The 25,324-nt window shown below is 69.4% G+C and carries 22 protein-coding genes and 1 pseudogene; 14 read left to right on the top strand and 9 right to left on the bottom strand.

The window, feature by feature from the left end; genetic code table 11:
- The first annotated feature begins 1 nt into the window (after position 1).
- Positions 2-1,264, top strand: a complete 1,263-nt coding sequence (gene arsJ, locus BLO63_RS05850) for an organoarsenical effux MFS transporter ArsJ (RefSeq protein ID WP_091437659.1) — start codon at positions 2-4, stop codon at positions 1,262-1,264.
- Positions 1,265-1,271: 7 nt separating this feature from the next.
- On the opposite strand, the gene BLO63_RS05845 is transcribed toward arsJ, so the two are convergent.
- Positions 1,272-2,198 carry an SMP-30/gluconolactonase/LRE family protein gene (locus tag BLO63_RS05845; protein ID WP_091437656.1) on the bottom strand — a complete coding sequence of 309 codons (927 nt, stop codon included), beginning with the start codon at positions 2,196-2,198 and terminating at the stop codon, positions 1,272-1,274.
- A 182-nt stretch (positions 2,199-2,380) separates the two neighbouring features.
- Between BLO63_RS05845 and BLO63_RS05840 the strand changes: the two genes are divergently transcribed.
- The 4 genes from BLO63_RS05840 to apnL are packed head-to-tail and all read left to right on the top strand — an operon-like array spanning position 2,381 to position 8,881.
- Positions 2,381-3,430 (top strand): ABC transporter substrate-binding protein, encoded by a 1,050-nt coding sequence (locus BLO63_RS05840; protein ID WP_091437653.1) that lies wholly within the window; start codon positions 2,381-2,383, stop codon positions 3,428-3,430.
- A 41-nt stretch (positions 3,431-3,471) separates the two neighbouring features.
- Positions 3,472-5,988, top strand: a complete 2,517-nt coding sequence (locus BLO63_RS05835) for an ATP-binding cassette domain-containing protein (RefSeq protein WP_091437650.1) — start codon at positions 3,472-3,474, stop codon at positions 5,986-5,988.
- Positions 5,985-6,971 carry an ABC transporter permease gene (locus BLO63_RS05830; protein WP_091437646.1) on the top strand — a complete coding sequence of 329 codons (987 nt, stop codon included), beginning with the start codon at positions 5,985-5,987 and terminating at the stop codon, positions 6,969-6,971. The genes BLO63_RS05835 and BLO63_RS05830 overlap by 4 nt, the downstream gene beginning before the upstream one ends.
- The gene (gene apnL, locus BLO63_RS05825; protein ID WP_091437643.1) at positions 6,968-8,881 is read left to right on the top strand and encodes a D-apionate lactonase; all 1,914 of its coding nucleotides are present in this window, start codon (positions 6,968-6,970) and stop codon (positions 8,879-8,881) included. The genes BLO63_RS05830 and apnL overlap by 4 nt, the downstream gene beginning before the upstream one ends.
- Positions 8,882-8,892: 11 nt before the next feature.
- On the opposite strand, the pseudogene BLO63_RS05820 reads toward apnL, so the two are convergent.
- The 8 genes and pseudogenes from BLO63_RS05820 to BLO63_RS05785 form a co-directional block, all read right to left on the bottom strand.
- Positions 8,893-9,602, bottom strand: a pseudogene (locus BLO63_RS05820) (transcriptional regulator NanR).
- 105 nt (positions 9,603-9,707) lie between these two features.
- A complete protein-coding gene (locus tag BLO63_RS05815; RefSeq protein WP_091437641.1) occupies positions 9,708-10,988 on the bottom strand; it encodes a TRAP transporter large permease in 1,281 nt (426 codons plus the stop codon).
- A gap of 5 nt (positions 10,989-10,993) precedes the next feature.
- Positions 10,994-11,482 carry a TRAP transporter small permease gene (locus BLO63_RS05810; RefSeq protein ID WP_091437636.1) on the bottom strand — a complete coding sequence of 163 codons (489 nt, stop codon included), beginning with the start codon at positions 11,480-11,482 and terminating at the stop codon, positions 10,994-10,996.
- A gap of 178 nt (positions 11,483-11,660) precedes the next feature.
- Positions 11,661-12,638, bottom strand: a complete 978-nt coding sequence (locus BLO63_RS05805) for a TRAP transporter substrate-binding protein (RefSeq protein ID WP_091437635.1) — start codon at positions 12,636-12,638, stop codon at positions 11,661-11,663.
- Positions 12,639-12,723: 85 nt separating this feature from the next.
- Entirely contained in the window at positions 12,724-13,575 is an 852-nt protein-coding gene (locus BLO63_RS05800; protein WP_091437633.1) for a phosphogluconate dehydrogenase C-terminal domain-containing protein, read from the bottom strand.
- A 20-nt stretch (positions 13,576-13,595) separates the two neighbouring features.
- On the bottom strand, positions 13,596-14,984 hold the full coding sequence (locus BLO63_RS05795; protein WP_091437629.1) for a four-carbon acid sugar kinase family protein: 1,389 nt from the start codon (positions 14,982-14,984) through the stop codon (positions 13,596-13,598).
- A complete protein-coding gene (locus BLO63_RS05790; protein ID WP_091437626.1) occupies positions 14,981-16,240 on the bottom strand; it encodes a ribulose-bisphosphate carboxylase large subunit family protein in 1,260 nt (419 codons plus the stop codon). The genes BLO63_RS05795 and BLO63_RS05790 overlap by 4 nt, the downstream gene beginning before the upstream one ends.
- A 307-nt stretch (positions 16,241-16,547) precedes the next feature.
- The gene (locus BLO63_RS05785; protein ID WP_091437622.1) at positions 16,548-17,990 is read right to left on the bottom strand and encodes an FAD/NAD(P)-binding protein; all 1,443 of its coding nucleotides are present in this window, start codon (positions 17,988-17,990) and stop codon (positions 16,548-16,550) included.
- 68 nt (positions 17,991-18,058) lie between these two features.
- Here BLO63_RS05785 and BLO63_RS05780 point away from each other — a divergent pair, with 68 nt between their 5' ends.
- The 9 genes from BLO63_RS05780 to BLO63_RS05740 all read left to right on the top strand — a co-directional run bounded on the left by BLO63_RS05780 (position 18,059) and on the right by BLO63_RS05740 (position 25,295).
- Positions 18,059-18,334, top strand: a complete 276-nt coding sequence (locus BLO63_RS05780) for a heme-binding protein (protein WP_244517664.1) — start codon at positions 18,059-18,061, stop codon at positions 18,332-18,334.
- Positions 18,331-18,957, top strand: coding sequence for a glutathione S-transferase (locus BLO63_RS05775; RefSeq protein WP_091437619.1), 627 nt, complete (start codon positions 18,331-18,333; stop codon positions 18,955-18,957). Before BLO63_RS05780 ends, BLO63_RS05775 begins: the two co-directional genes overlap by 4 nt.
- A gap of 16 nt (positions 18,958-18,973) precedes the next feature.
- Positions 18,974-19,435, top strand: coding sequence for a type II 3-dehydroquinate dehydratase (locus BLO63_RS05770; RefSeq protein ID WP_091437616.1), 462 nt, complete (start codon positions 18,974-18,976; stop codon positions 19,433-19,435).
- Between the two features lie 94 nt (positions 19,436-19,529).
- Positions 19,530-20,531, top strand: coding sequence for a glucose-6-phosphate dehydrogenase (coenzyme-F420) (gene fgd / locus BLO63_RS05765; RefSeq protein ID WP_091437614.1), 1,002 nt, complete (start codon positions 19,530-19,532; stop codon positions 20,529-20,531).
- 3 nt (positions 20,532-20,534) lie between these two features.
- On the top strand, positions 20,535-21,308 hold the full coding sequence (gene cofE, locus BLO63_RS05760; protein WP_091437611.1) for a coenzyme F420-0:L-glutamate ligase: 774 nt from the start codon (positions 20,535-20,537) through the stop codon (positions 21,306-21,308).
- On the top strand, positions 21,305-22,252 hold the full coding sequence (cofD, locus tag BLO63_RS05755; protein ID WP_091437609.1) for a 2-phospho-L-lactate transferase: 948 nt from the start codon (positions 21,305-21,307) through the stop codon (positions 22,250-22,252). Before cofE ends, cofD begins: the two co-directional genes overlap by 4 nt.
- Positions 22,249-22,914: a 2-phospho-L-lactate guanylyltransferase gene (gene cofC / locus BLO63_RS05750; protein WP_091437606.1), complete on the top strand. Its 666-nt coding sequence runs from the start codon at positions 22,249-22,251 to the stop codon at positions 22,912-22,914. The genes cofD and cofC overlap by 4 nt, the downstream gene beginning before the upstream one ends.
- Before the next feature lie 147 nt (positions 22,915-23,061).
- Positions 23,062-24,162, top strand: a complete 1,101-nt coding sequence (locus BLO63_RS05745) for an ABC transporter ATP-binding protein (RefSeq protein WP_091437603.1) — start codon at positions 23,062-23,064, stop codon at positions 24,160-24,162.
- A complete protein-coding gene (locus BLO63_RS05740) occupies positions 24,159-25,295 on the top strand; it encodes an ABC transporter ATP-binding protein (protein ID WP_091437600.1) in 1,137 nt (378 codons plus the stop codon). The genes BLO63_RS05745 and BLO63_RS05740 overlap by 4 nt, the downstream gene beginning before the upstream one ends.
- Positions 25,296-25,324: the final 29 nt, after the last annotated feature.

Below are 25,324 nucleotides of genomic sequence, written 5' to 3'. Positions count from 1 at the left end.
CATGTCGGGGGCATCGGCGAGCGGGCTGCGCAACTACGCCATCGTGACGGCGGCCTATTGGGGCTTCACCCTCACCGATGGCGCCCTGCGCATGCTGGTGCTGTTCACCTTCTTCCAGCTCGGCTATTCGCCCTTCACGCTCGCCTTCCTGTTCCTGCTCTATGAGGCGGCGGGCATCGGCGCCAATTTCATCGGCGGCTGGCTGGCGGCGCGCTACGGCATCACCCGCATGCTCACCGTCGGGCTGGTGACGCAGATCGCCGGCTTCCTGCTGCTGTCTGCGGTGTCGCCGGAATGGGGCAGCACGCTGCTCGTCACCTGGGTGCTGCTGGCGCAGGGCGTGTGCGGCGTCGCCAAGGACCTGACCAAGACCGCCTCAAAGTCCGCGATCAAGATCACGGAATCGCAGGCGGGCGGGGAGGCGGAAGGCCGGCTGTTCAAATGGGTGGCCTGGTTCACCGGCTCGAAGAACGCGATGAAGGGCGTCGGCTTCTTCCTCGGCGGCCTGCTGCTGCAGCTGGTCGGCTTCCGCTATGGGCTGTGGCTGATGGCGGGGGCGCTGTTCCTGGTCATGCTCGGCGTGGTGTTCTCGCTCCCCGCCATGATGGGCAAGGCCAAGGCCAGCGCCAGCGCCCGCGAACTCTTCGCCAAGTCGAAGGGCATCAATCTGTTGGCGGCCGCCCGCGTCGCCTTGTTCGGCGCGCGCGATGTGTGGTTCGTCGTCGGCGTGCCGGTGTTCCTCTATGCCAGCGGTTGGACCTTCACCATGGTCGGCGCCTTTCTGGCGCTGTGGACCATCGGCTACGGGCTGGTGCAGGCGGCCGCCCCTTCGCTTGTGGCCCGCAGTCCCGATGGCCTGTCGCGCGAGGTGCCGGCGGCGCGCTGGTGGTCGCTGGGGCTGGCCCTCGTGCCGGCGCTGATCGCCGCCGCGCTGGCGCTGGCGCCGCCTGATCCCACGCTGGTGCTGGTCGTGGGTCTTGCCGTCTTCGGCGTCGCCTTCGCGGTGAATTCCTCGGTGCACTCCTATCTCGTGCTCGCCTATGCGGGCTCGGAGAAGGCGGCGGAGGATGTCGGCTTCTACTATGCCGCCAATGCGGCGGGGCGCTTCCTCGGCATTCTCGCCTCCGGCTTCCTCTACCAGTTCGGCGGCATCACTGCCTGCCTGCTCGGCTCGGCGGTGATGCTGTTCATCTGCTGGTTTGTCACCCTGGCGCTGCCGACGCGGGCGGATTCGCCGAGGCCGACGGTTCGCACCGTCCCCTGACCCACGCCTACGCGGCGGAGGCCGGCGCAGCGGTTGCGCCGCGCGTGTTGACGAAGAGGGCGTAGAGCGAGGTGTGGCCGCAGATGAACAGGCGGTTGCCGGCCGCGCCGCCAAAGGCGAGGTTGCCGACCCGCTCGGGCACCCGGATCTTGCCGAGGAGTTGTCCCTCCGGTGTATAGCAGTGCACCCCGTCGCCGGCGCTCGACCATAGGCGCCCGGCCTCGTCGACGCGAAACCCGTCGGGAGCATGGGGCGTCACCTCGGTGACGACCCTGCCATTGGCGAGCGTGTTGTCGGCGCGGACGGTGAAGGCGCGGATGTGGCGGTTGCCGGCCTCGCGGCCGATGCCGCCGGAATCGGCGATATAGAGCACGCTTTCATCCGGCGCGAAGGCGAGGCCGTTGGGCTGGTCGAAATCGTCGGCCACCACGGCCAGCGTGCCGTCGCGCGGGTCGAGGCGGAACACATAGCGCCCGTCCTGCTCGGACTCCGCCCGGCCGCCCTCATAGTCGGACGCGATGCCGTAGGTCGGATCGGTGAACCAGAGCGTGCCGTCCGACTTCACCACCACATCGTTGGGTGAATTGAGCCGGCGCCCCCGGTAGCGGTCGGCCAGAACGGTGAGCGTGCCGTCCGGCTCGGTGCGGGTGACGCGGCGGGTGCGGTGCTCGCAGGTGACAAGCCGCCCCTGCCGGTCGCGCGTATTGCCATTGGCGAAGTTGGAATCGGCCCGGAACACGCCGACGGCCTGCGTGTCCTCGCACCAGCGCATCAGCCGGTTATTGGGAATGTCGCTCCAGATCAGGCAGCGCTGATCGGCGAAATAGACCGGCCCCTCGCACCAGCGCATCCCCGTATGCAGCCGCTCCAGCCAGGCAATGGGGAGGACGAGGTCGCGGAAGCGGGGATCGACGATCTCGAACACATCAAGCATCGGGGTACCCTCGGTGGCGGTATGGAGAGCCTCCGGCCCTGCCGGGAGACAGATGAACCCGGCCGGCGGGCTTGCGCAACTGGTATAATGAGATACTGTTGCTACCATCGAGCGGCACAAGATCGCCGATACCTGGGAAATCCATCAAGAGCTCCACCAACGGGGCCATTGGGAGGAATGATATGCGCCTGAAAACCCTTTCGCGCGTCTGCGCGACCGCGTGTGCCACCCTTGCTCTCGTTGCCGCCGGCGCGCTGCCGGCGCTGGCCACGCCGGACAAGCCGGTGATCGCGCTCGCCAACGCCTATTTCGGCAATAGCTGGCGGCACCAGATGGTCGACGCTTTCAAGGAAGCGGCCGAGAAGGCCAAGGCCGACGGCAAGATCGCCGACTACATCATCCTGAACGGCGACGGCACCGTCGCCCAGCAGAACAGCCAGATCGCCGAGCTGATCCTGAAGAAGGTCGACGCCATCGCCGTCGACGCCGCCTCCGAGACGGCGGTGAACGGCATCATCGAGAAGGCCTGCAAGGCCGGCATCAAGGTGGTGTCCTTCGATTCCATCGCCTCCGCACCGTGCAACTGGCAGCTCAATTTCGACTTCAAGGGCTACAAGCGCGAGCAGGCCGAGTGGGTGCTGAAGAAGATCGGCGGCAAGGGCAATGTCATCGTCGTGCGCGGCGTGAAGGGCTCGGCGCCGGATGCCGACATGTATGGCGCGCAGGAAGCCGTGCTGAAGAACTTTCCCGACGTGAAGGTGGTGGCGACCGTCTATGGCCAGGCCACCGCCTCGGTCGCCCAGTCGGCGGTCGCCAATGCGCTCCCCAGCCTGCCGCATGTCGATGCGGTGCTCGGGCAGGGCGGTTCGGACGATACCGGCATCGCTCAGGCCTTCGACCAGTATGGCGGCGAGTACGCCAAGAAGATGCCGGTCATCGAGGGCGGCGGTTCCTCCAACTTCATCCAGTGGTGGGCGAAGCAGAAGGACGCCAACGGCTATTCCACCATCTCGATGAACACGACGCCTGGCATTGGCGGCGCCGCCTTCTGGCTGGCCTATGAGCTGGTCAAGGGCGCCAACCCGCCCAAGCTGATGATCATGCCGGTCGCCACCGTCACCGACGACAATCTCAAGGACTATCAGAGCCTTCCGGCCGGCGTTATCGTCAGCCCGTCCTATTCCCAGCAATGGGTCCAGGACAATCTGCTGAAGGCGAAGGCGGGCAACTGACCCGCCGGCCGACCGCTTCCTGAGGCAGACCACGGATACGCATGATGACGGCAGCTTTCTCTGCCGCGCAGGACGCTCCGGCCATCAGGGCCGGGGTGTCGGCGCCGCTTCGCCCCTCCCATGTCGCGGCCGGGACGGACGCCGCCGCGCCGGTCGTGCGCCTGTCCGGCATCTGCAAGGCGTTCGGGCCCACCCGGGCCAATGACGGCATCGACCTTATGGTCGCGCCCGGCGAGGTGCTGGGCCTCGTCGGCGGCAATGGCGCCGGCAAGTCGACGCTGATGCGCATCCTGTGCGGCGTCACCCGCGCCGATGCGGGCCGCATCGCGCTGCGCGGCATCGACATCGCGCCGGATCTCTACGACACAGGGCTGGCGCAGGCCGGCGGCATCCGCATCGTCCATCAGGAATTGTCGCTGTGCGACAATCTCTCGGTGGCCGAGAACTTCTTTCTCGAAGCGCCGGAGGCGGCGCGGGCGCTGCCGGGCTGGCGCCGCGCCTTTCGCGCCCGCGCCCGCGCCGCGCTGGACGAGGTGTTTCCCGATCACGGCATTTCGGTCGACGCCCGCGTCGCCCATCTCGCCATAGGCCAGCGGCAGATGGTGGAAATCGCCCGCGCCGTCGCCACCCCGCAGGTGCGCCTCGTCATCCTCGACGAACCGACTTCTTCGCTGGGGCTGGAGCGCAGCCGGCAGCTGCGCGCCTTCATCAAGGCCCGCACCAGAGAGGGGCTCGCCTTCATCTTCATCAGCCACAAGCTGCAGGAGGTGGTGGACATCGCCCACCGCGTTCTGGTGCTGCGCAATGGCCGTTCCGTCTGGTCCGGGCCGGCCGTGGAGGCGAGTGTGGAAGCGCTGGTTCAGGCGATGGGCGGCCCGGCCGAGGGAGTGATGCTGAGCCGCCGCGCCGCCCGCCCCGCCATCGGCGAGCGCGCGCGCGAAAGGGTCCGGCTGACCGGCGCCCTCATTGCCCCGCTCGGGCGCGACGTGGTGCTGCGCGCCGGCGAGGTGGTCGGCCTTGCCGGGCTGGAAGGCTCGGGCCAGCGCGACCTGCTGCACGGGCTGCATGGACGGCCCGGCCCGGGCATCTCCCGCGAAGGAAAGGCGAGCTTCGTCTCCGGCGACCGGCAGAAGGAGGGCGTCTTTCCGCTCTGGAGTGTGCTCTCCAACATCGCCCTCGGCCGGCTGGAAGGCCGGGCGCCGCTGGGGCGGGTCGATAACGGGCAGGAGCGTGACGCCGCCCGCGTCGCCGCCGAGAAGCTGAAGCTCGATCCCGCCCGCTTCGATTCGCCCATTCTCGATCTGTCCGGCGGCAACCAGCAGAAGGCGCTGGTCGCCCGGGCGCTGGTGGGCGAGGCCGACACGATCCTGTTCGACGACCCCACGCGCGGCGTCGATGTCGCGGCCAAGGAGGATTTCTACGCCCTCATCGGCTCGGTGGCGCAGGCCGGGCGCCTCGTCATCTGGCACTCGACGGAAGACATCGAGTTCCTGGAGTGCGACCGTGTGCTGGTGTTCGCTGGCGGGCGCATTGTGCGCGAGCTGGTGGGCACGGAGATCACCGAGCAGGCCATCGTCGACGCGTCCTTCGCCGGCACCGGCGCTCTGGAGCGCGACGCCACCGCCGGCGCGCGCGGGCCGCTGGACCGGCTGGTCGATCTCGCCCCCTTTGCCAGCCTCGCCGCCGTCTTCGCGCTGATGGCCTGGGTGAACCCGCTCACCGTCTCGATGTTCGGGCTGGAACTGCTGCTCGGTCCGGCGATCGCGCTGGTTCTGGTGGCGCTGGCGCAGATGTTCGTCGTCGGCGGCAGCGAGATCGACCTCGGCGTCGGTGCCTTTGCCGGGCTGGTCAATGTGCTCAGCGCCACGCTGCTGTTCGACACGCCCTGGCTCGGCGGGGTGGCGCTCATCGCCAGCGTCCTCGCCTATGGGCTGATCGGCGCGACGATCCAGCTGCGGCGCATCCCCGCCATCGTCGTCACGCTGGGCGCATCTTTCATCTGGCTCGGCCTCGGCTACACGCTGCAGCCCACCCCCGGCGGCGCCTCGCCGGAATGGCTGTCGGCGGCCTTCGCCTGGACACTGGCCGATGTGCCGGCCACCCTCATCCTCATCGCCGTGGCGGCCGTGATCGCCCTGGCGATCGACCGCTCGCCGCTGGGCGTTGTGCTGCGCGGCTTCGGCAACAACGCGCAGGCGATGACGCTGGGCGGCTGGTCGCCGCTGCGCTACGCTATCCTGCGCTACATGCTGGCGAGCCTGTTCGCGCTGGCGGCGGGCCTGTCGCTCACCGCCATCAACACCGCCAGCGACATCAATGCCGGCGGCCCGTTCACCCTGATCAGCGTCGCCGCCGTGGTCATGGGCGGCTGCGCCCTGATCGGCGGCATGATCTCGCCGCTGGGCGTGGTGGCGGGCGCGCTCACCCTCGCGCTGGTCGGGGCACTGCTCGGGGCGCTCGGCGTTTCCACCGACTACAATGCCGCCGTGCAGGGCTGCCTGCTCCTGTCCATGCTGGCGCTGCGCGCCGTTGCCGATCGCCGGGAGGCCCGCCGATGACCGCGCTGATGGAACGGCTGGAACGCCACCGCTGGATCTGGTCCGCCCTCGGCGTGCTGCTGCTGTGGGCGGTGCTGTCGATCACCACCGGGCGCTTCAGCCTGCATGCGCTGTCCGGGGTGGCGATCTCGGCGAGCTTCCTCACCCTCGTCGCCCTCGGCCAGATGCTGGTTGTCACCACCGGGCGCGGCAATATCGACCTGTCGATCGCCAGCGTGCTGACGCTGAGCGCCTTTGCCAGCATCGTGGTGGCTGCGGGTTCCGATGCCCGCCTGCCGCTGGCGCTGGCGGCGGTGCTCGGCATCGGCCTCGTGACCGGGCTCGCCAATGCGCTGCTGGTCGTCGTGCTGCGCATCCCCGCCATCATCGCCACGCTGGCGACCGGCTATATTCTCGCCACGGCGACGCTGATCGCCAATCGCTGGGCCGCCGGCTTCTCCATGAGCCCCTTCCTGAAGATGCTGGCCGCCGGCCGGGTCGAGGGCGTGCCGCTGATGCTGGTCATCGCACTGGTGGCGGTGGCGCTCGCCGGCCTGCTGCTGGGCCGCACCGTCTATGGGCGCCGGCTCTCCGCCGTCGGGCAGAACGAGCGGGCGGCGGCGCTGGCCGGCATTCACACGGGCCGCGTCATCGCTTCCGCCTTCCTCGCCTCGGCCCTGCTGGCGGCGCTGACGGGAATGCTGCTCGGCGCCTATGTCGGCGGCGCCTTCCTGGAGATGGGCCAGCCCTATCTGCTGCAGTCGCTCGGCGCGGTGGTGCTCGGCGGATCGCTGATTTTCGGCGGCTCGTCGACGGCGCTGGGCACGCTGTGCGGCAGCTTCCTTCTCATCCTCATCGTCACCACCATGCAGGTCGCCGGCCTGCCGGCGGGGACGCAGGACATCGTGCAGGGGCTCGTCGTCATCGCCGTGCTGGCGCTGGCGGGCGGGCGCGCGGTACGCCGACGGCGCGCCGCCCCCAAGCCGGAGGCCGTGGCACCATGACCGCCGCCACCTCTCCCGAGGCGCGCCGGCGGGCGCTGTTCGGGACCCCGGAGCTGGAGCCGCAGGCCCGCCTGCTCGAAGCCGGCGCGCTGAGCGTCGAACTGATCGGTGGCGATCTGCGCAACATCCGCTTCCACGGCATCGAGGTGCTGCGGGCGATTTCCTTCCTGGTGCGCGACAAGGACTGGGGCACCTACGCGCCGGTGCTGCACGATCTCGCTATTGAGGAGGGGGAGGGACGCTTTGCGGTCGGCTACCGGGCCGAATGCGCCGGGGCCGGCGGCGAGAAGCTGGTCTATCAGGGCCGCATCGAAGGCCGCCCGACCGGCCTCGTCTTCGAGGGCGAGGCGGTGCCGGAGGGCGACTTCCTCACCAATCGCTGCGGCTTCACCGTGCTTCACCCCATCGTCGCCCTCGCCGGCGCGGAGGTGGAGGTCGAGCATGTCGACGGGCGCCGCGTGCCGGCGCGCCTGCCTGATCTGATCGACCCGGCGCAGCCCTTCAAGGACATGCGGGCGATCACCCACACTGTCGCGCCGGGGGTGCGGGCGACCTGCCGCCTGGAGGGCGACACCTTCGAGATGGAGGACCAGCGCAACTGGTCGGACGCCTCCTACAAAACCTATGTCCGCCCGCTGGCCCTGCCCTGGCCCTATGTGCTGCCGGCCGGCGTGCCGGTGCGCCAGCGCGTGACGCTCGACATCGTCGCGGAAGCCGCCGCCGCGCCGACTCCGCGCGACGACGCGCCGGTGGTGCTCACGCCAGGCGCGACGCGCGGGCGGCTGCCGCTCTTCGGGCTGGTGATCGCGCCCGAGGAAGCCGCCGCGACGCGGGGCGCCGCCGATGAGCTGGCTCACATCGCGCCGCAGACCCTGCTGTTCCACATCGACCCCACCGCTGGGCACGGGCCGGTGGAGCTTGCGGCCTTCGCCAAGCTCGCGGCGGCGCAGGGCGGGGAAGCCGTGCTGGAATATGTGGTGCCCTGTGCCCGTCCGTTGGACGCGGAACTGGGCGACCTCGCCGGGCAGGTGGCGGCGGCGGGGCTGCGGCTGGACGCCATCGCCGTCAGCCCCTCGGTCGACCGGCGCTCGACCCCGCCCGGCAGCACCTGGCCGCCCTGTCCGCCGCTGGAGGAGGTCTATGCCGCCGCCCGCCGCGCCTTCCCGGCGCTGCGGCTCGGCGGCGGCATGTTCAGCTATTTCACCGAGCTGAACCGCAAGCGCCCGCCGGTGGCGCTGCTGGATTATGTCACCCATTGCACCTGTCCCATCGTGCACGATGCCGACGACCGCGCGGTGATGCAGACGCTGGAGGCGCTGCCCTTCATCCTGCGTTCAGCCCGCGCCCTCATCGGCGCGGACACCCCTTACCGCATCGGCCCCTCGACCATCGGCATGCGGCAGAATCCCTATGGCGCGCGGGTGATGCCCAATCCCGAGCGCCGGCGGGTGCCGATGGCGCAGATCGACCCACGGCAGGACGGCCTTTTCGCCGCCGCCTTCCTCGTCGGCACCGCCGCGCGCCTCGCCGAAGCGGGGGTGGAGAGCTTCATCGGTGCCGCTCTCACCGGCCCGTTCGGCCTGCTGGGCGAGGGCGAGCCGGGCCGCCGCCGCCCGGTCTTCCACGCCGCGCGCTGGCTGGCGGCGATCGGGGGCGCGCCGGCGATCGCCCTGGTGTCCGCCGATCCAGCGCGGGTGCTGGCGCTGGCTGGCGCGACGCAAGCCGGTGATCGGGTGATGCTGGCCGCGAACCTCACGCCACGCGAGCAGGCCCTGGCTCTGCCCTTTGGCGGTCGCGCGCAACTGCTGGATGAGACGAGCGTGCTTGCCGGCGAGGGCCCGCGCCCGGTGGCTGTCGGCACCGGAGCGCTCACCCTGCCGCCCTACGCCGTGCTGCGGGTCGAGGGCTGAGCCTTCACTCCTCACCCCTGCCGGGTGAACAGCGCGCTGGAGCGGTCGAGATGCTTGACCATCAGCGCCTCGGCGCCGTCGGCATCGTGGCGGGCAATGTGGTCGATGATCTCTTCATGCTCGACCAGGGTGACGTTCTCGCGGCCCGACCAGGTCAGCATCTCCGTGTAGTACTGGCGCAGCCAGGACAGCATCGCCTCGCTCACCGCCTCGAAGATCGAGTTGCCGGAGATCGCCGCGATCTGGGTATGGAAGCGCATGTCATAGGCGATGAACTGCTTGGGCTCGCTCACCGCCTTCGCCTGCTGGTCGAGAATGCCGCGCAGCCGCGCCACATCCTCGGCGGTGGCGCGCTGCGCCGCCTCGCGAACCATGCCGCGCTCGAAGAAGCGGCGGGCCTGCTTGAGGTGTTCCAGGCTGTCCGGCGAGGCGGAGAGTAGGATCTGCGCCGTGAGGTCCACCTGCTGGAACAGCGAGCGCGCCGAGATCTGCTGCACCCGCGCCCGCTCGCCATGGGTGATGGCGATGAGGCCGATATTGGCCAGCGCCTGCATCGCCTCGCGGATGGCGGGGCGGCCGACGCCGAAGCGCTCCATCAGGTCGCGCTCGGAGGGCAGCGCGTCGCCCGGGCCCAGTTCCCAGAGGTGATGAGCGTTTTCAGGTGGTCGAACACCTCATGGGACAGTTTTCGTCGCACTATGGTGTCGGAAACATCAGCCATTCACGCACTCCTGCCAGGTCGGGGCCGTCTCGCCGCAGATCGGCATGTTGAGCATACCAGTGGCGTCCCCGGCGGACCAGCTGCGTTGCGCCGCCTCTCCCTGTCTCAGTGCATCGCCTTGGCGCTGTAGGGCAGCCAGGTGGCGACGCCGGGCACGGCGATGATCAGGAGCACCACCGCGATCAGCGCGACGATGAAGGGCGCGGCCGCCTTGCTGCCGCGCAGCAGGTCGGTCTTGGCAATGCCGCAGGTGACGAACAGGCAGGCGCCGACGGGAGGCGTGATCAGGCCGATGGCGAGGCCGATCACGGTCACGACGCCGAACTGGATGGGGTCGATGTCGAGCCGCTTCACCAGCGGCCACAGCACCGGCACCAGGATGATGATGTTGGCGGCGAGGTCCAGCAGCATGCCGGCGACGAGATAGACGCACAGGATCAGCAGCAGCACCAGCTGCGGGTTGTTGGTCAGCTCCAGGATGAACTGCGCCGCCGCCTGCGGAATCTGTTCGCGGGTGACGATCAGCCCATACACCGAGGCGGCGGCGATCATCAGCATGACGATGCCTGTCGTGACGGCGCTGTCGAGAATAATGCCCGGCAGGTCGCGCCAGGCGATGGTGCGGTAGACATAGCGCCCGACCAGCACCCCATAGACGACCGCCACCACCGAGGCTTCGGTCGGCGTGGCGATGCCGTAGCGGATCGAGCCGATGATGACGACCGGCATCAAGAGGCCCCACACGCTGGCGCGGGTGGCGCGGGCGATGGAGCCCAGCGTCGGGCGCGGGCCGCGCTGGTAGCCCTGCCGCACGGCGATCAGCCAGGCGGTGACCATCAGCGCCACCGTCATCAGAATGCCCGGCACGATGCCAGCGATGAACAGGTCGCTCACCGAGACGCCGGTGACGACGGCGAACACGATCATCGGGATGGAGGGGGGAATGACCACCGAAATGGTCGAGGCGGCCGCCGTCACGGCGGCGGTGAAAGGCGCGCCATAGCCTTTCTTCAGCATGGGCGGGATCAGCGCGCCGCCGGTGGAAGAGGCCTCCGCCACGGCCGAACCCGTCATGCCGCCCATCAGCATGCCGGCGCCGATATTGGCGTGGGCCAGCCCGCCGCGCATCCAGCCGACCAGCGTGTCGGCGAAGTCGATGATGTCGCGGGCGATGCCGCTGCGGGCCATCAGGTGGCCGGCGAGCAGGAAGAACGGCACCGCCAGCAGCACGAAGCTGTCCATGGCGGCGGTCATCTTCTGCACCACCAGCGCCAGCGGAAGGCCGCCATAGAGCAGCGCCATCACCGAGGCCACGGCGAGGGCGAAAGAGACCGGCATGTTCAGGATGAGCAGCACGGCAAAGGCAATGAACAGGACCGTGGCCATGGTTCTTACTCCTGGGGAACAGCCGGCGAGGGCTGGCGGGGGCCATAGGCCCAGCCGATCAGGATGTCGCCGATGATGAGGACGCACATGGCCGCATAGCCGGCATAGACAGTGCTCATCGGCACGTCGAGCACGGCGGAGGGCTGGTTGCTGGTCAGGCGGAGGAAGCCGAGGCAGGCATAAAGCGTCCAGCCGCAATAGACGAGGACCAGCGCCTCGACGATCCGGCCGCAGGCCCGCTCCAGCGCCGGAACGCGCAGATAGGTCACGGCGTCGAGCGCGATATGCGCCCGCTTGGTCCAGGCGAACCAGGCCGAGAGATAGCCGACCCAGACGAACAGGAAGCGCGCCAGCTCTTCCGACCAGGTCAAGGGATCGTTGAAGACGTAGCGCGAGATCACCTGGCCGAGGCAGACGATCACCATCGTGCTCAGCAGAGCGCAGAGCACGGCGCGCGCCAGCCATTCCACGCCGGTCCAGAACTTCAAGAGCATGTCACACCTCTCCCGTGGAGGCGGGCGCCTCCGGGCTGCGGCTGCGTTGGAGGACGCATCGGCCGCTCCGACGAGGGGGCGGCAACACTGGCTTGCGAACCGGCCTCAGCCGTTAGGGCTGCGGCAAAGTTGGCTTGCGAACCGGCCGCAGCCGTCAGGGCTGCGGCCGGCGCGCGGCTCAGTTCGCGGCGGCCTTGATCTTGGCCACGACAGCCGGATCGATGTTCTTGAACGCCGAGGCGGTGTTGGCGGTCGCTTCCTGGAACGGGGTGATGTCGACCTGCTCGACGATCATGCCCTTGTCGGCCAGCAGCTTCAGCTGCTCGGTTTCCAGCCGGGCCGAGGTCTGGCGCTGGAAGGTCGTCGCCTCCATCAGGGCTTCCTTCAGGATGGTCTGCTGCGCCGGGGTGAGGCGGTCCCAGACCTGCTGGCTGAACAGCACCAGGTGCGGGCCATAGACGTGGCGCGTTAGCGTCATGTACTTCTGCACCTCCCACAGCGAGTTGCTGTAGACGATGGTGACCGGGTTCTCCTGCGCGTCGATCACGCCCTGGCTCAGGCTGGTGAACACTTCGCCCCACACCATCGGAATCGGCGAGGCGCCCAGCTCCTTGAAGGCGGCGATGTGCACCGGGTTCTGCATGGTGCGCAGCTTCATGCCCTTCAGGTCGGCCGGCGACTTGACTTCCTTCTTGCTGGTCAGGCTGCGCCAGCCATTCTCCCACCAGGCGAGACCGACAATGCCGCGGTCCTGGAACTTGGCCAGCAGGTCCTGCCCGACCTCGCCGTCCAGCACCTTGTAGGCATGCTCGGAACTCTTGAACAGAAAGGGCAGGTCCACCGTGCCGAGCGCGGGGACGAAGGCGACGAGCGGGCCGGTGGAGACCACCGCCATGTCGACCGTGCCCAGCTGCAGGCCCTCGACCATCTCGCGCTCTTCGCCGAGCTGGCGGTCGGGATAGATCTCGATCTTCAGGTCGCCCTTGCTCTTCTCGGCGACGATGTCGGCGAACTTCTGCAGGGCGATATGGGTGGGATGCGCGGTCTGCGTCCCGTGGCCGGCCTTGATGATGGTGGTGGCGAGCGCCGGCGTGGCGAAGGGCGCTGCGGCGAGGCTGAGCGCGGCGGCGGCCGCAAGGGCGATGATCCGGTTCATGGCGTTCCTGTCCCTGTTGGATTTCATGCGTCCGGGGCCGTCGAGGGCCCCGGACGAGCCGGGCGGTTGGGCCCGGTGGGCGGCCTCAGGCGGCCTTGGGCGGGTTGCAGATTTCCTCGACCGAGCGCTGCACGGCCTTGGGGTCGAAGATGCGCTCCAGCCAGCCCTCGCGGAAAATCTGCGGCCGGGCCTGGTCGATGGCATAGAGCGCGCCATCGGAGAACTTGCCTTCGGGGAAGATCTCGAAGGCGATCGCCAGCTCGATGGTGAGGTGGCCGAGCAGGAAGTCGGTGGCCGCCTGGCGCGGCACGCCGCGGCGCACCGCTTCGTCGGTGGCTTCGCGCAAGGCGAGGCAGAGCGTGGCGCCGATGGTCTCGGCCAGCGCCGGCTCCATGATGGCGATCTGCTCGACCGTGCAGCGATGCGCCCGCATGACCGGCTTGTAGATGGTGCGGGCAATCTGCTCGCACTGGGCATAATGCTCGTCCGGGCCCTGCATCAGCGCGCAGACGATGTGCTGCTTGGCATGCACCCCGCCGAAGAAGTCAGCCTTCGCCTCCTCCGTCACTTCGTCGTTGAAGATCGGCGGGTGGCAGGGATGGGTGACGAAATAGGTGACGTCGTCGCGCTTGGGCAGTTCGCCCGCATGCGGGGCGGCGGCGTCGAGCATGATGATCGCGGTTCCGGGCTTCACCTTCTCGATGAAGGTGTGGGCGATCTTGCCGATCAGCCGGTCCGGCACGGCCATGAGCACGGCGTCGGCATCGGCCAGCGCGTTGTCGCCGTCGATGCAGTCGAGGCCGGTCTTCTCTTTCAGGCGTGCACGGCCGGCCTCGGTTGGCTCGACATGCATCACCTCATAAGGCGAACCCTGGAGATTGGTGGCGAGGCGGACGCCCATCTTTCCGCCGGCGCCCAGCAAGGCGATCTTTTTCATCTGAGGTCCTCTCCCATTGATCAGTGGTTGGCGGCGCCGCCCCGCGCGGCGCAGAAGAAGTCCGGCCGGCCCATCTGGCCGCCCTTGAACGCGATTTCGAGCCCGTCATGGGCGCCTTCGGCATAAGCGCGGCAGAGCGGCGAGCCCGGCGCCAGCGGCGCCAGCGCGGTCACCGCATAGATGCCGAGCGTCATGCCGGCATGGCCCGACGTGTCGCCGCCGGAAATGACGGCGCGCGTCAGCCCCGCCCGGCGCACCACCTCGTCCAGCACGCGCCCCAGCCCGTCGCCGATGCGGGCATTGACCTGCGCCGGGGCGACACCCGCCGCCTCGATCGCGTGGCTGAGCGCCGGCACGGCCGGGTCGTCCGGCCCGCTGGCGGTGAAGACGAGCGGGTCGCGGCCGGCCTCCAGCGCTTTGAGCGCCGCCGCCGTGCCGCGCGCGATTTCGCGCTCCCACGCCTGGCAATCCACCGCGTGCGTCGCGTCGAGCCTTATGCCCTCGAAGCCGTTCGCCAGCGCGTGGTCGATCTGCACCGCCGTGATCGGCGAGCAGGAACCGGAGACGACGGCGATGTGCGCGGCCCGCGCCGGCGGTGCCGTCGGCGCTTCCGGCGCCAGCAGGCCGGCGCGGCGCCAATAGGCGACGAGCGCATATTCCAGCCCCTGCGAGCCGATGGCGAACAGCCGTTCGCCGCGATGCTCCCACACCAGCCGCCCGGCCTCGGCCAGCGTCTCGTCGTCGAGCACGTCGAGCGCAATGAGGCGGGCGCCTGCCGCGCGCTGGTCCGCGAGCTGCTGCTCGGCCCGGCCGGCCTTCATGGCGACGAAATCGACCAGGCCGACCGGCATGTCGGTCTGCCGCGACAGATGCAGGCGCACATCCGCCTCCGCCATCGGCGTCACCGGGTGGCGGGCCATGACAGGGTGCCGGTCGAGCCGGTAGCCGGTGCCGTCAATGGCGGCGAACAGATTGCCGAAGGCCTGGTAGCGGGCAATGGCCGGCGCGCCGACAATGAGCGGGTGCCAGTCCCCGCCGAGGACGCGCTCGCCGATCTCGGCGGCGCGGCCGATCGAGCCGACATGCGGCGCGGAATCGAAGGTGGAGCAGACCTTGTAGTGGCTGATCGGCGCCTTCAGCAAAGCGAGCTGTTCGAAGACCGGCGGCAGCTGCGCGTCCATCCATTCCGGTGGCTGCGCGCGGGCGACGCTGGCGATGCCGATGGCGCGCATGTCCTGGAAGCGGGCGAGCTGCGCCGGCGTCGGCGGGCCGAGGAACAGCACCGTCGGCAGGCCGGCGAAGCTCAGCACCTCCATCACCGCCGACGAGCCGGTGTAGTCGTCGCCGTAAAAGGCAATGAGCGGGCCGCCCGGCAACCGCGGGGCGGAAGCGAGCGGGGAGGGGCTCATGCCGCATAGGTCTCCAGCGCGCGGGCGAGCGCGGCGTGGTCGCGGGCATAGTCGGCCAGCGGCACGTCGCTCATCGCCGCTTCCCACGCCTCGCGCAGCGAGGCGACACCGGCGGCGGGGCCGTCCGGGTGGGCCATGATGCCGCCGCCGGCGGCGAAGATCAGGTCGGCCGTGCCGAGCGCGGCATAGGTGCCGGGCGCCTGCTTGGCCGACTGGCCGGAGGAGAACACCGGCATGGCGATGCAGGGCTTGTCGTCGAACAGCGGGGTGAGGCACGCGCGGGCGGAGGCGATCACACTGTCATCGGCCTCCGAGAACTTGTTGGCGAGGCCGTTGACATGCATGTGGTCGGCCCCCGCCAGCCGCCAGATCTTCTGCCAGGCGACATAGGACCAGCCGAGCATCGGCGCGCGGGAGAGATAGCCCCAGCCATTGCGGTGGGCGTGCAGCGGCAGCTGCGTGAACCGGCCCAGCTCGATCATGCCGACAAGGCCGACCGAGTTGAGGCTGGCCATGACGCAGGTGCCGCCCAGCTCCTGCACGAGATCGTGGCGGCGGCGCATCTGGTCGATTTCGCCGGTGAGGTTGAAGGCGAACATCACCTTCTTGCCGGTGCGGTCGGCATGGTCGTCGATGACGCGCATCACCGCGCGGACGCGGTCCTCGAACGGGCAGTGCGGGCCGTCGGACTGCAATTCGTCGTCCTTGATGAAGTCGATGCCCGCTTCCGCCAGCAGCTTCACCAGCTCCGCCGTCTCGGTCGGCCCGAAGCCGACGCTCGGCTTGACGATGGTGCCGATGATCGGACGGCCCTCGACCCCGGCGAGGCGGCGCGTGCCCTCAATGCCGAATTTCGGCCCGCCATAGGCCTGGGCGAAGGCCTGCGGCAGGCGGATGTCGAGAAGGCGCAGGCCGGAGAACTGCTTCAGTTCGAACAGATTGCCGGCGACCGTCGCCAGCAGGTTGGGCAGCGAGGGGCCGAGATTGTCCATCGGCCAGGAAAGGGTGACGCGCGCCCGCTGGATCACCCCGCCCTCGGGACGGCCGGCGCCGGGCAGGGAGGGAGCCTCCGCGGTGCCCACGAGTTCCAGCGCCTCGATCCGGGCGGCGGAGCGCTCCTTCAGTTCCGGCGTCTCGCCGGGAATGGCGACAAAGGTGCCACTGGACTGTTCGCCCGCCATGGCCTCGGCGGCGCGGCGCGGGTCATAGGCGGTCTCGATCAGATAGTCGGCTTCAATCCGGTGGGGCGCGGGCATGCGGCACTCCTGGCTCGGCACGCAAAACCGATCCGCCGCGCAAGTCTGCGCCGCCGCCTCAGCCTTCCATGCGTTTCCTCATCCGGTGAGTCTGTGCTCACTCGTATCTTGATATAGTCATTATACCAGTTGAGACGGCGAGACAAGGCCGTGCGCGCGCTTTCCCCACCCGCTGCCGGTACGATGGGAAGCGCCTATGGCGTGCGTCCTTCCGGCGCGCGGCGAGGGGCGGGCGTCCTCGCTCCGCGGAGGCGAGACGACACAGGGGCCGGTGAGCGCGCGGCCCGGAGCGCTTATGCCAGGCGCCTCACGCGGAGGCGTAAGGCCCTGCTGTCGCGTCCAAATCGCAGCTGGCGTCCAGTCGCGCCGCCAGCTGCTCGGCGATGCGGATGGCGTAGTTGGTGACATCTGGCAGGCCCATCAGCTCGCCCACCGTGCCGCGCGCCAGCGGGCCGGCGACATAGAGCCCGGGCGTCGGCACGCCCGCCGCGCCGATGGCCCGCCCGTCCGCCGCCACCTCGATGCCGAGACGCAGCGTGTCCGGCCGGGCGAGGCCGGCGCGCTCCAGCGACGCCAGCACCGGGTTGTCGGCGAAGACCCGCCCATGCGCCGGGCCGGTGGCGGTGATGACGGCGTCGAACGCGGCCTGCGTCACCTCGCCGGTGCGGCGCGCGCGCAGGGTGACATGGATGGCGTCGTCACTGAGCGTCACCTCGCGCAGCGAGGCCGCGCGCAGAGCGAGCGTGCCCTCTGTGATCCGCCGGTCGAGCACCTCTTCCACCTGCGGGGCGATGCGGAAGCGGTGCACGTCCCAGAACGGGCGCAGATGCCGCAGCAGCCGGGCGCGCTCAGGCGGCGGCAGCGCGTTCCAGATGGTGCTGCCCTGCAGCCGCACCTGGTCGAGCACGCAGTGCCAGCTTTGGCCCGCCTGTTCCGCCTCCCTCACGCTGGCGCGGATGCGGCGCACCAACTCGCCTGCCGTGCGGGTCGGGTCGGTGGCGAAGTCGCCGAACGGCTCGTGCACCAGCGCCGGATGGCCCCGCGAGCGCAGGCCCCGGCGCGAGAGCGCGACGATCTCCCCGCGATGGCCGAGCCGTTCGAGACTCGCCACGATATCGGCCATGGTGAGCCCGGTGCCGACGATCAGCACCCGGTCGTCCGGCCGCACGGCGGCCAGCGCGCCTGCCTGCCAGGGGTCGGGCACGAAGCGGGGATGGCCAGCCAGCACGCGGGCGAGGGCGGAGGGCGGGCTTGGCGGCGCATGCGCCACTGCCAGCGCGACGAGGCCGGCCTCGATGACCGCGCCGTCGCCGGTGCGGATGCGGTAGCCGTCGCCGTGCGCCTCCACCGCCTCGGCGGCGGCGGCGACATGGGTGACGCGCGGGCCGAGCGCGGCCAGTTGCTCCGCGACATAGGCGCCGAACACCGCGCGGGCGGGGAAATTGCGCCCCTCGCTGCGCCGCGCCGCCGGGTCGGCGTCGAGCGCGCCGGAGGCTTCCAGCCAGTCGTTGAAATGGGTCGGCTGGTCCGGGATCAGCGACATCCGCGTCGCCGGCACATTGATGCGGTGGCTGGGGTCGGCGGCGGAATAGGCCATACCCCGGCCGAGCTCGGTGCGCGGCTCGATGACGACGACCCGCGCCAGCGCCGGGCGCAGGCGCAGCAGGTGCCAGGCGACAGCGGCGCCGGAAAAGCCGCCGCCGATGATCGCCACCGGCACGCGATCGGCGGGTGGCTGGCCTGTGCTCATGCGGCGGAAGCGCGGGGCGTGAGGCAGCCCGAGAGGGCGAAACGGTCGGGGCCGAAATCGGCAAAGTCGTGCATGCGTGCCGCCATCATCCTGTCCAGGCCGAACTGACGCGCGCCGGCTCCGCCTCGCACCGCCAGCCTTCCTCGCGGCTGAACCCGGCCGACGAGATCAAGCTCTCGCTCGCCGCCGGCCAGCGGCTGACCAATCTGGAAGGCGGCCTGCCCATCGTCATCGACGGCGTCTGCGTCGGCGGCATCGGGGTCGGCTCGGGCAAGGGGGCGGAGGATGTCGAAGTGGCCCGCGCCGCTTTGGCCGCCATCGGCGCGGAGGACCAGATCCCGTGAAACTGCTGCACGCTCCCACATCGCCTTTTGTGCGCAAGGTCATGGTCGTCGCGCACGAGACCGGCCTCGCCGACCGTATCGAGATCGTCTTCAGCGCCGCCAGCCCGCTCACGCGCGACCCGGCGCTGACGAGCCTGAACCCGCTTGGCAAGATCCCGGCGCTGCTGCTGGACGACGGCACCGCGCTCTATGACAGCGCCGTCATCTGCGAGTATCTCGCGGCCCGCGCCGGCGACACCGCGATCTTCCCCACCGGCCCGGCGCGCTGGCCGGCGCTGACAATGCAGGCGCTCGGCGACGGCCTGCTCGATGCCGCCGTCGGCCTGCGCTATGAGAGCGTGATGCGCCCGGCGCAGCTGCGCTGGCCGGACTGGTCGCAGGCGCAGATGGCCAAGATCGTGGGCGGGCTCGACGTGATCGAGCAGGCTGTTCACACCGGCCTGATCGGCCCGACACTCCACCACATCGGCCTGATTACCCTTGGCTGCGCGCTCGGCTATCTCGACTTCCGCTATGCGGATTTGCAATGGCGGCAGGGCCGTCCGGCGGCGGCGGAGTGGTTCGCCGGCTTCGACGCCCGCCCTTCCATGGCCGGCACCCGCCCGCATGAGCGCGTGGCCTGATCCTCTCGAAAAAGCGTTGGATATCATGAGCCTGCCGCCCGTCCGCCTGCTCGTCCTCAGCGGTGCCAACACCAATCTCTACGGCCTCGACCCCACGGGCCCCTATGGCAGCCTGACCCTTGAGGATATCGCGCAGGACTGCCGGGCGCGGGCGCAGGCCCTTGGCGCAACAGTGGATTTCCGCCAGTCGAACCATGAGGGCGTGCTGGTCGACTGGATCCAGGAGGCACGCACAAAGGCGGACGGCATCGTCATCAATGCCGGCAGCCTGTCCTACACCTCGATCGCCCTGCTCGACGCCCTCGCGGCCGTCGGAAAGCCGGCGATCCAGGTGCATGTGAGCAACGTGTTCCAGCGCGAGCCCTTCCGCCACCACGCCCCCCTGACGGCCGCGGTGATGGGCTGCATCATCGGGCTGGGCCCCTCCGGCTATGGCGTCGCCGTCGAGGCGCTGATCGGGCATATACGGAGAAAATGAAAAGTCAGTTCATTGTTTTAGAAAGATAATTTAACATATTGTGCTGCACTACAATATGACTCTATGATCCTCCCTCTCGACGGCAGGAGGGATCATGCTCAGGCTCGGCTACAAGGCGTCGGCGGAACAGTTCGACGCGCGCAAATTGCTCGACTATGCCGTTCTGGCGGAGCGCTGCGGCTTCGATTCCGTGTTCGTCAGCGATCATTTCCAGCCCTGGCGCCACACCGGCGGCCATGCCCCCTCGGCCATTGCCTGGCTCGGCGCGCTGGGGGCCTCGACCTCGCGCATCGTCATGGGCACCAGCGTGCTCACCCCCACCTTCCGCCACCACCCCTCCATGGTCGCCCAGGCCTTCGGCACGCTGGGTCAGCTTTACCCCGGGCGCGTCATTCTGGGCGTCGGCTCGGGCGAGTCGCTGAACGAGGTGCCCGCCACCGGAGCGCCCTGGCCGGAGATGAAGGAGCGTTTCGCCCGCCTGCGCGAGGCGGTACGCCTTATCCGCCAGCTCTGGAGCGAGGAAAGAGTGAGTTTTGAAGGCGCGTTCTACAAAACCGAGCGCGCCACCATTTATGACAAGCCGGAACAGCCGGTGCCGATCTACATTGCCGGCGCCGGTCCGATGGTGGCGAAGTTTGCCGGTCGTGCCGGCGACGGCTTCATCTGCACCAGCGGAAAATCCTGGGATCTATACCGCGACACGCTGCTGCCCAACGTCGCCGCCGGGCTGGAGGAGGCCGGGCGGGCCAGGGACTATGACCAGATGATCGAGATGAAGGTCTCCTTCGACACCGACAAGGCGCGGGCGCTGGAAGACACGCGGAACTGGGCGGCGCTGGCGCTGTCGCCGGAAGAGAAACACTCGATCGGCGACCCGCTGGAGATGGAGCGCCTCGCCGATGCGCTCCCCGCCGAAAGGGCGGCCAGCCGCTGGATCGTCTCCGACGATGCCGACGAGCATGTCGAGCGCATTCGCCCCTATGTCGAACTCGGCTTCCGCCATCTCGTGTTCCACGCCCCCGGCGAGGACCAGGAGCGGTTCTTGCGCCTCTATTCCAGCGCCGTGCTGCCCAAGCTGCGCGCGGCCTTCGGCTGAGCCATGGCGACAGCGTCCGCCCGCCTCGAACTGATCGCGCTGCCGGGCTTTCCCCTTGTCGACCAAGGGGATGACCTCTGCCGGTTGGTCGTCGAGGGGGCCGCGCGGGCCGGCGTGGAGTTCCAGGACGGCGATGTGGTCGTGCTGGCGCAGAAGGTCGTCTCCAAGGCCGAGGGGAGGCTCGTTGACCTCGCCACGGTCACGCCTTCCGGCGAAGCAAAAACGCTGGCCGGCCAGGTGCTTAAAGACCCGCGTCTGGTCGAGCTGGTGCTGCGCGAAAGCCGCCGCGTGGTCCGCGCCCGGCCGCATGTGCTGATCGTCGAGCACCGCCTCGGGCTGATCATGGCCAATGCCGGCATCGACCAGTCTAATATCGACGCCGGTGGCCGGGAAATGGCGCTGCTGCTGCCGCAGGACCCGGACGCCAGCGCGGAAAGCCTGCGGGCGCGGCTTTATCAGGCGAGCGGGGCGACGGTCGGCGTGGTGATCAACGACAGTTTCGGCCGGCCCTGGCGGCGCGGCACGACGGGAACCGCCATAGGCGCGGCCGGCCTGCCGGCGCTGATCGACCGGCGCGGCGACCCGGATTTGTTCGGCCGGGCCCTTCAGATTACCCAGATCGGCCATGCCGACGAGATCGCCGCCGCCGCCTCGCTGCTGATGGGGCCGGCGGATGAGGGGCGGCCGGTCGTGCTGCTGCGCGGCCTCACCTGGCGCGCGCCGCCGAACCCCGCGGCGGCGCTTCTGCGGCCCGAAACCGAGGATCTTTTCCGATGAGCGGGCAGGTGATCGCGCTTTCCGGCGGCATTGGCGGTGCCAAGCTGGCGCTGGGCCTTGACCGCGTGCTGGCGCCGGGGGAGCTGACCATCATCGCCAATACGGGCGACGATTTCCGCCATCTCGGCCTGCACATCTCGCCCGATATCGACACGCTGCTCTACACGCTGGCCGGGCTCGACGACCCGGTGAAGGGCTGGGGGCGACGCGACGAGAGCTGGACCTTCATGCGCGCGCTGGCGGAGTTGGGCGGCGAGACCTGGTTCCAGCTCGGCGACGGCGATCTCGCCATCCATGTCGAACGCACGCGGCGCCTGGCGGCGGGCGAGACGCTCTCGCAGGTGACGGAGGGGCTGAGGCGCCGGCTCGGCATCGGCGCGCGGATCGTGCCGATGACCGACGAGCCGGTCGCCACCCGGGTGCAGACCGATGAGGGCTGGCTGGATTTCCAGCATTATTTCGTCCGCCGGCGCTGCGAGCCACGGGTGATCGGGCTCGATTTCGCCGGGGCGGACACGGCAAGGATGGCGCCGGAGGCGGCGGCGGCGTTGGCCGATCCGGCCCTGCGGGCCGTTATCCTGTGCCCGTCCAACCCCTATCTCAGCGTCGATCCCATTCTCGCCGTGCCCGGGATGCGGGCGGCGCTGGCCGGGTGCGCCGCGCCTGTGATCGCCGTCTCGCCGATCATCGCCGGGCAGGCGGTGAAGGGCCCGACGGCGAAGATGATGGCCGAGCTGGGGCTGGAACCCAGCGCGGCGACTGTGGCGCGCCACTATGCCGGGCTGATCGACGCCTTCGTGGTCGACGAGGCGGATGCCAGTCTCGCGATCGCGGGAGTGCAAGTTGCGACGACCCCGACGCTGATGCGCAGCCTCGACGACAAGCAACGCCTTGCCCGTTTCGTGCTCGGCCTTGCCGACGGCCTGGCGGCGCGACTTGCATGAACGCAAAGACGGGTGGCATCTGGGCGGTGGTGCCGGTGAAGCCGTTCGGTCTCGCCAAGCAGCGGCTCGCCAGCGCCTTCACGCCCATCTTCCGCCAGGAACTGGTGCGCGCCATGCTGTGCGACGTGCTCGCGGCGCTGCGGGAGGCGCGGGGGCTGGCCGGTTTTGCCGTGATCACCGCAGATCCGCAGGCCGGCCGGTTGGCGCGGGACCGTGGCGGCCGCTGGCTGATCGAGAGCGAGGTGCGCGGCCTTAACCCTGCGGCGTCGGAGGCGGCAGCCCGGTTCGGCGCGGAAGGCGCCGCCGGCCTGCTGGTGCTGCCCGGCGACCTGCCGGCCGTCACAGCGGGCGAGATCGACGCGCTCATTTCCAGCCACGGTTCCGGCAGGGCGGCAAGCCTCATTGCGTCGCAGGATGGGGACGGCACCAATGCCCTCCTACTGTCCCCGCCACAGGCGATGGGCTTTGCCTTCGGGCCTGGGAGCTTCGCCCGGCACCAGGCCGGCGCGGAGGCACTCGGCATCGTGCCGCAGGTGCATGAGTCTGCACGCTTTCCCGGTTTCGCGCGCGATATCGACACGCCGGACGAGGTGCGCCGGCTGACGGACCTTCGGCCCGGCTCCCATACCGCCCGACTGCTCGCATCCGGGCACTGCTCATAATCGGTGCAGCCTCGATAGACGAGGCGACGTTTTGTGCAGACGCGATAGGAGAGGCTCCTGTCGAACCCAGTTATCCTGAGTTTCTATAAACCAGCACACTTTGGCACAGAACTTGGATGGATCATCGGCATAGCCCTGGAGTGCCGGATGTCGTCCATAGCCTTTGTCTCCGTTTCCAAGCGCTACGGCGAGGTCGCTGCGGTCAGTCAGCTGGACCTAGCCTGCGCGTCGGGAGAAATGCTGGCGCTGCTCGGCCCCTCGGGCTGTGGCAAGAGCACGACGCTAAAGATGGCGGCGGGCATTGAGGCCGTCTCGGCGGGCGAGATTTATTTCGGCGAACGGCCGGTGTCGCGCCTTGCGCCCGGGGCGCGCAACATCGCCATGGTGTTCGAGGACTATGCCCTCTACCCCCGCATGACGGTGTGGGAGAATGTCGCCTTCCCGCTGAAGGTGCGCGGCATCACCGGCCAGCCGGCGGCGCAGCGCATCGGCGAGGTGCTGCAACTCCTCGGGTTGCGGCAGATGGCGGAACAGGACGTGCGCGGCCTTTCCGGCGGCGCCCAGCAACGCGTGGCGATCGGTCGGGCTCTGGTGCGCGATCCTGACGTGATCCTGTTCGACGAACCGCTTTCCCATCTCGATGCCGACCAGAAGGTGCAGCTGCGTGCCGAGATCAAGCGGCTGCAGAAGCTGCGGCAAGTGACGTCCATCCTGGTCACTCATGACCAGACTGAGGCCATCGCCATGGCCGACCGGGTGGCGGTGATGAACCATGGCGTGCTCCAGCAGGTGGGGGCGCCGCAGGACCTCTATGAGCGCCCGGCCAATCTCTTCGTCGCCAATTTCATCGGCGAGCCGCCAATGAACCTGATGGAGGCGACTCTTGCCGAAGCCGGCCGCGTGATCGGCAAGGGTTGGAACGCGCGGCTCGGTCCGGCGCGGCTCGGCACGCTGCCTTCTGGCGGAACCGCCATCATTGCCGGCATCCGTCCGGAGAACATTGCGGTGCGCGGGCCAGACGCGGCGGGGGAGGCGCGCGGCACCATCGTCTATCGCGAGCCGCGCGGCGATGCCGACATTCTCACCGTCGCCCTCGCGGAGGCGGGGGAAGGCGCAGTGAAGCTCGTTGCCGAGATCCCCGGCCCCGCGCCCTGGCGGGCGGGCGACCGTGTGACTCTGGGTATAGACGAGACGCGGCTGCTGGTCTTCGACGCGGCCAGCGGACGAAACCGGGAGGCTCTGCCATGAGCGCATCGGTTTCGTCCGGGCTTGCCGCACGCGGCATCTCGAAGAGCTTCGCGCAGCAGGTTCTGCATAATGTCGGCATCGACATCGCGCCGGGCGAGCTTGTGGCGATCACCGGGCCCTCGGGCGCCGGCAAGAGCACCTTCTGCCGCATCCTTGCCGGCCTTGAGCAGCCCGATGCCGGCAGCGTGACGCTGGGCGGCCGTGCTCTCGCAGGCGTGCCGCCGCAACAGCGGCGCGTCGCGCTGATGTTCGAATCCTATGCGCTCTATCCGCACCTCACCGTGCACGGAAACGCACTCTCTCCGCTGCAGGCCCCAAGCGGCCGGCTCGATCCGGCCCTCGCCGCCGCGCGCGTCGACGAAGTGCTGGAGCTGCTGGAAATACGCCATCTAGGCGAACGCCTGCCCGGTGCGCTCTCGGGCGGGCAGAAGCAGCGCGTGGCGCTTGCTCGAACCTTGGTGCAGGTGCCGGATCTCTACATTCTCGACGAGCCGATCTCGCATCTCGACGCCAAGCTGCGCCACAAGCTGCGCGGCGAAATCCGCCGCCGGCTCGCCCGCCAGGAGGCGCCGACCCTGTGGTCGACGCCGGACGGCATGGAGGCGCTGTCTGTCGGCGACCGCGTGGTGGTGATTGATGGCGGGCGGGTCGAGCAGGTCGGCACTCCGGAGGACATCTGGCAGCGGCCGGCCAGTACACGAGTTGCCCGGCTTCTTGGTGATCCGCCGATGAATTTGATCGAGGGGCAGCTGGCGCGAGAGAGCGGCACAGTGTTCTTCACCCGCCGTGATCTGCGGATCGCCTTGCCCGCCGCCCTCGTCCGGGTCGCCGAGCAGGCCGGGAGCGAGGGCGTCAGTCTCGGCGTGCGGCCGGACGATATCGCCTTCGCCGCTGCGGATGCGCCCGGCGCGGTGGGCGCCGAAATCTATTCCAACGAGCCGTTCGGAAAGCACGCCATCGTCACTCTCGATCTCGGCGCCCTGCTCGCCAAGGCGAAGACGAGCATGGCCATTGCCGCCTCTCTCGGGAGCGGCGCGGGCGATGGCATCGGCCGGTCGGTGGGACTGATGTTCCCGAAGGACGGTCTTGCGCTTTTCGACGGGACGACGGGCCGCGCGCTGCCCGGCACTTGAAGCCGCTGACGACAAACAGAGGGAAAGAG

Origin of the sequence: Ancylobacter rudongensis (genome assembly GCF_900100155.1) — a bacterium.
GTDB classification, from domain to species: Bacteria; Pseudomonadota; Alphaproteobacteria; order Rhizobiales; family Xanthobacteraceae; genus Ancylobacter; species Ancylobacter rudongensis.
This window is presented reverse-complemented; position numbering and strand designations above follow the sequence as displayed.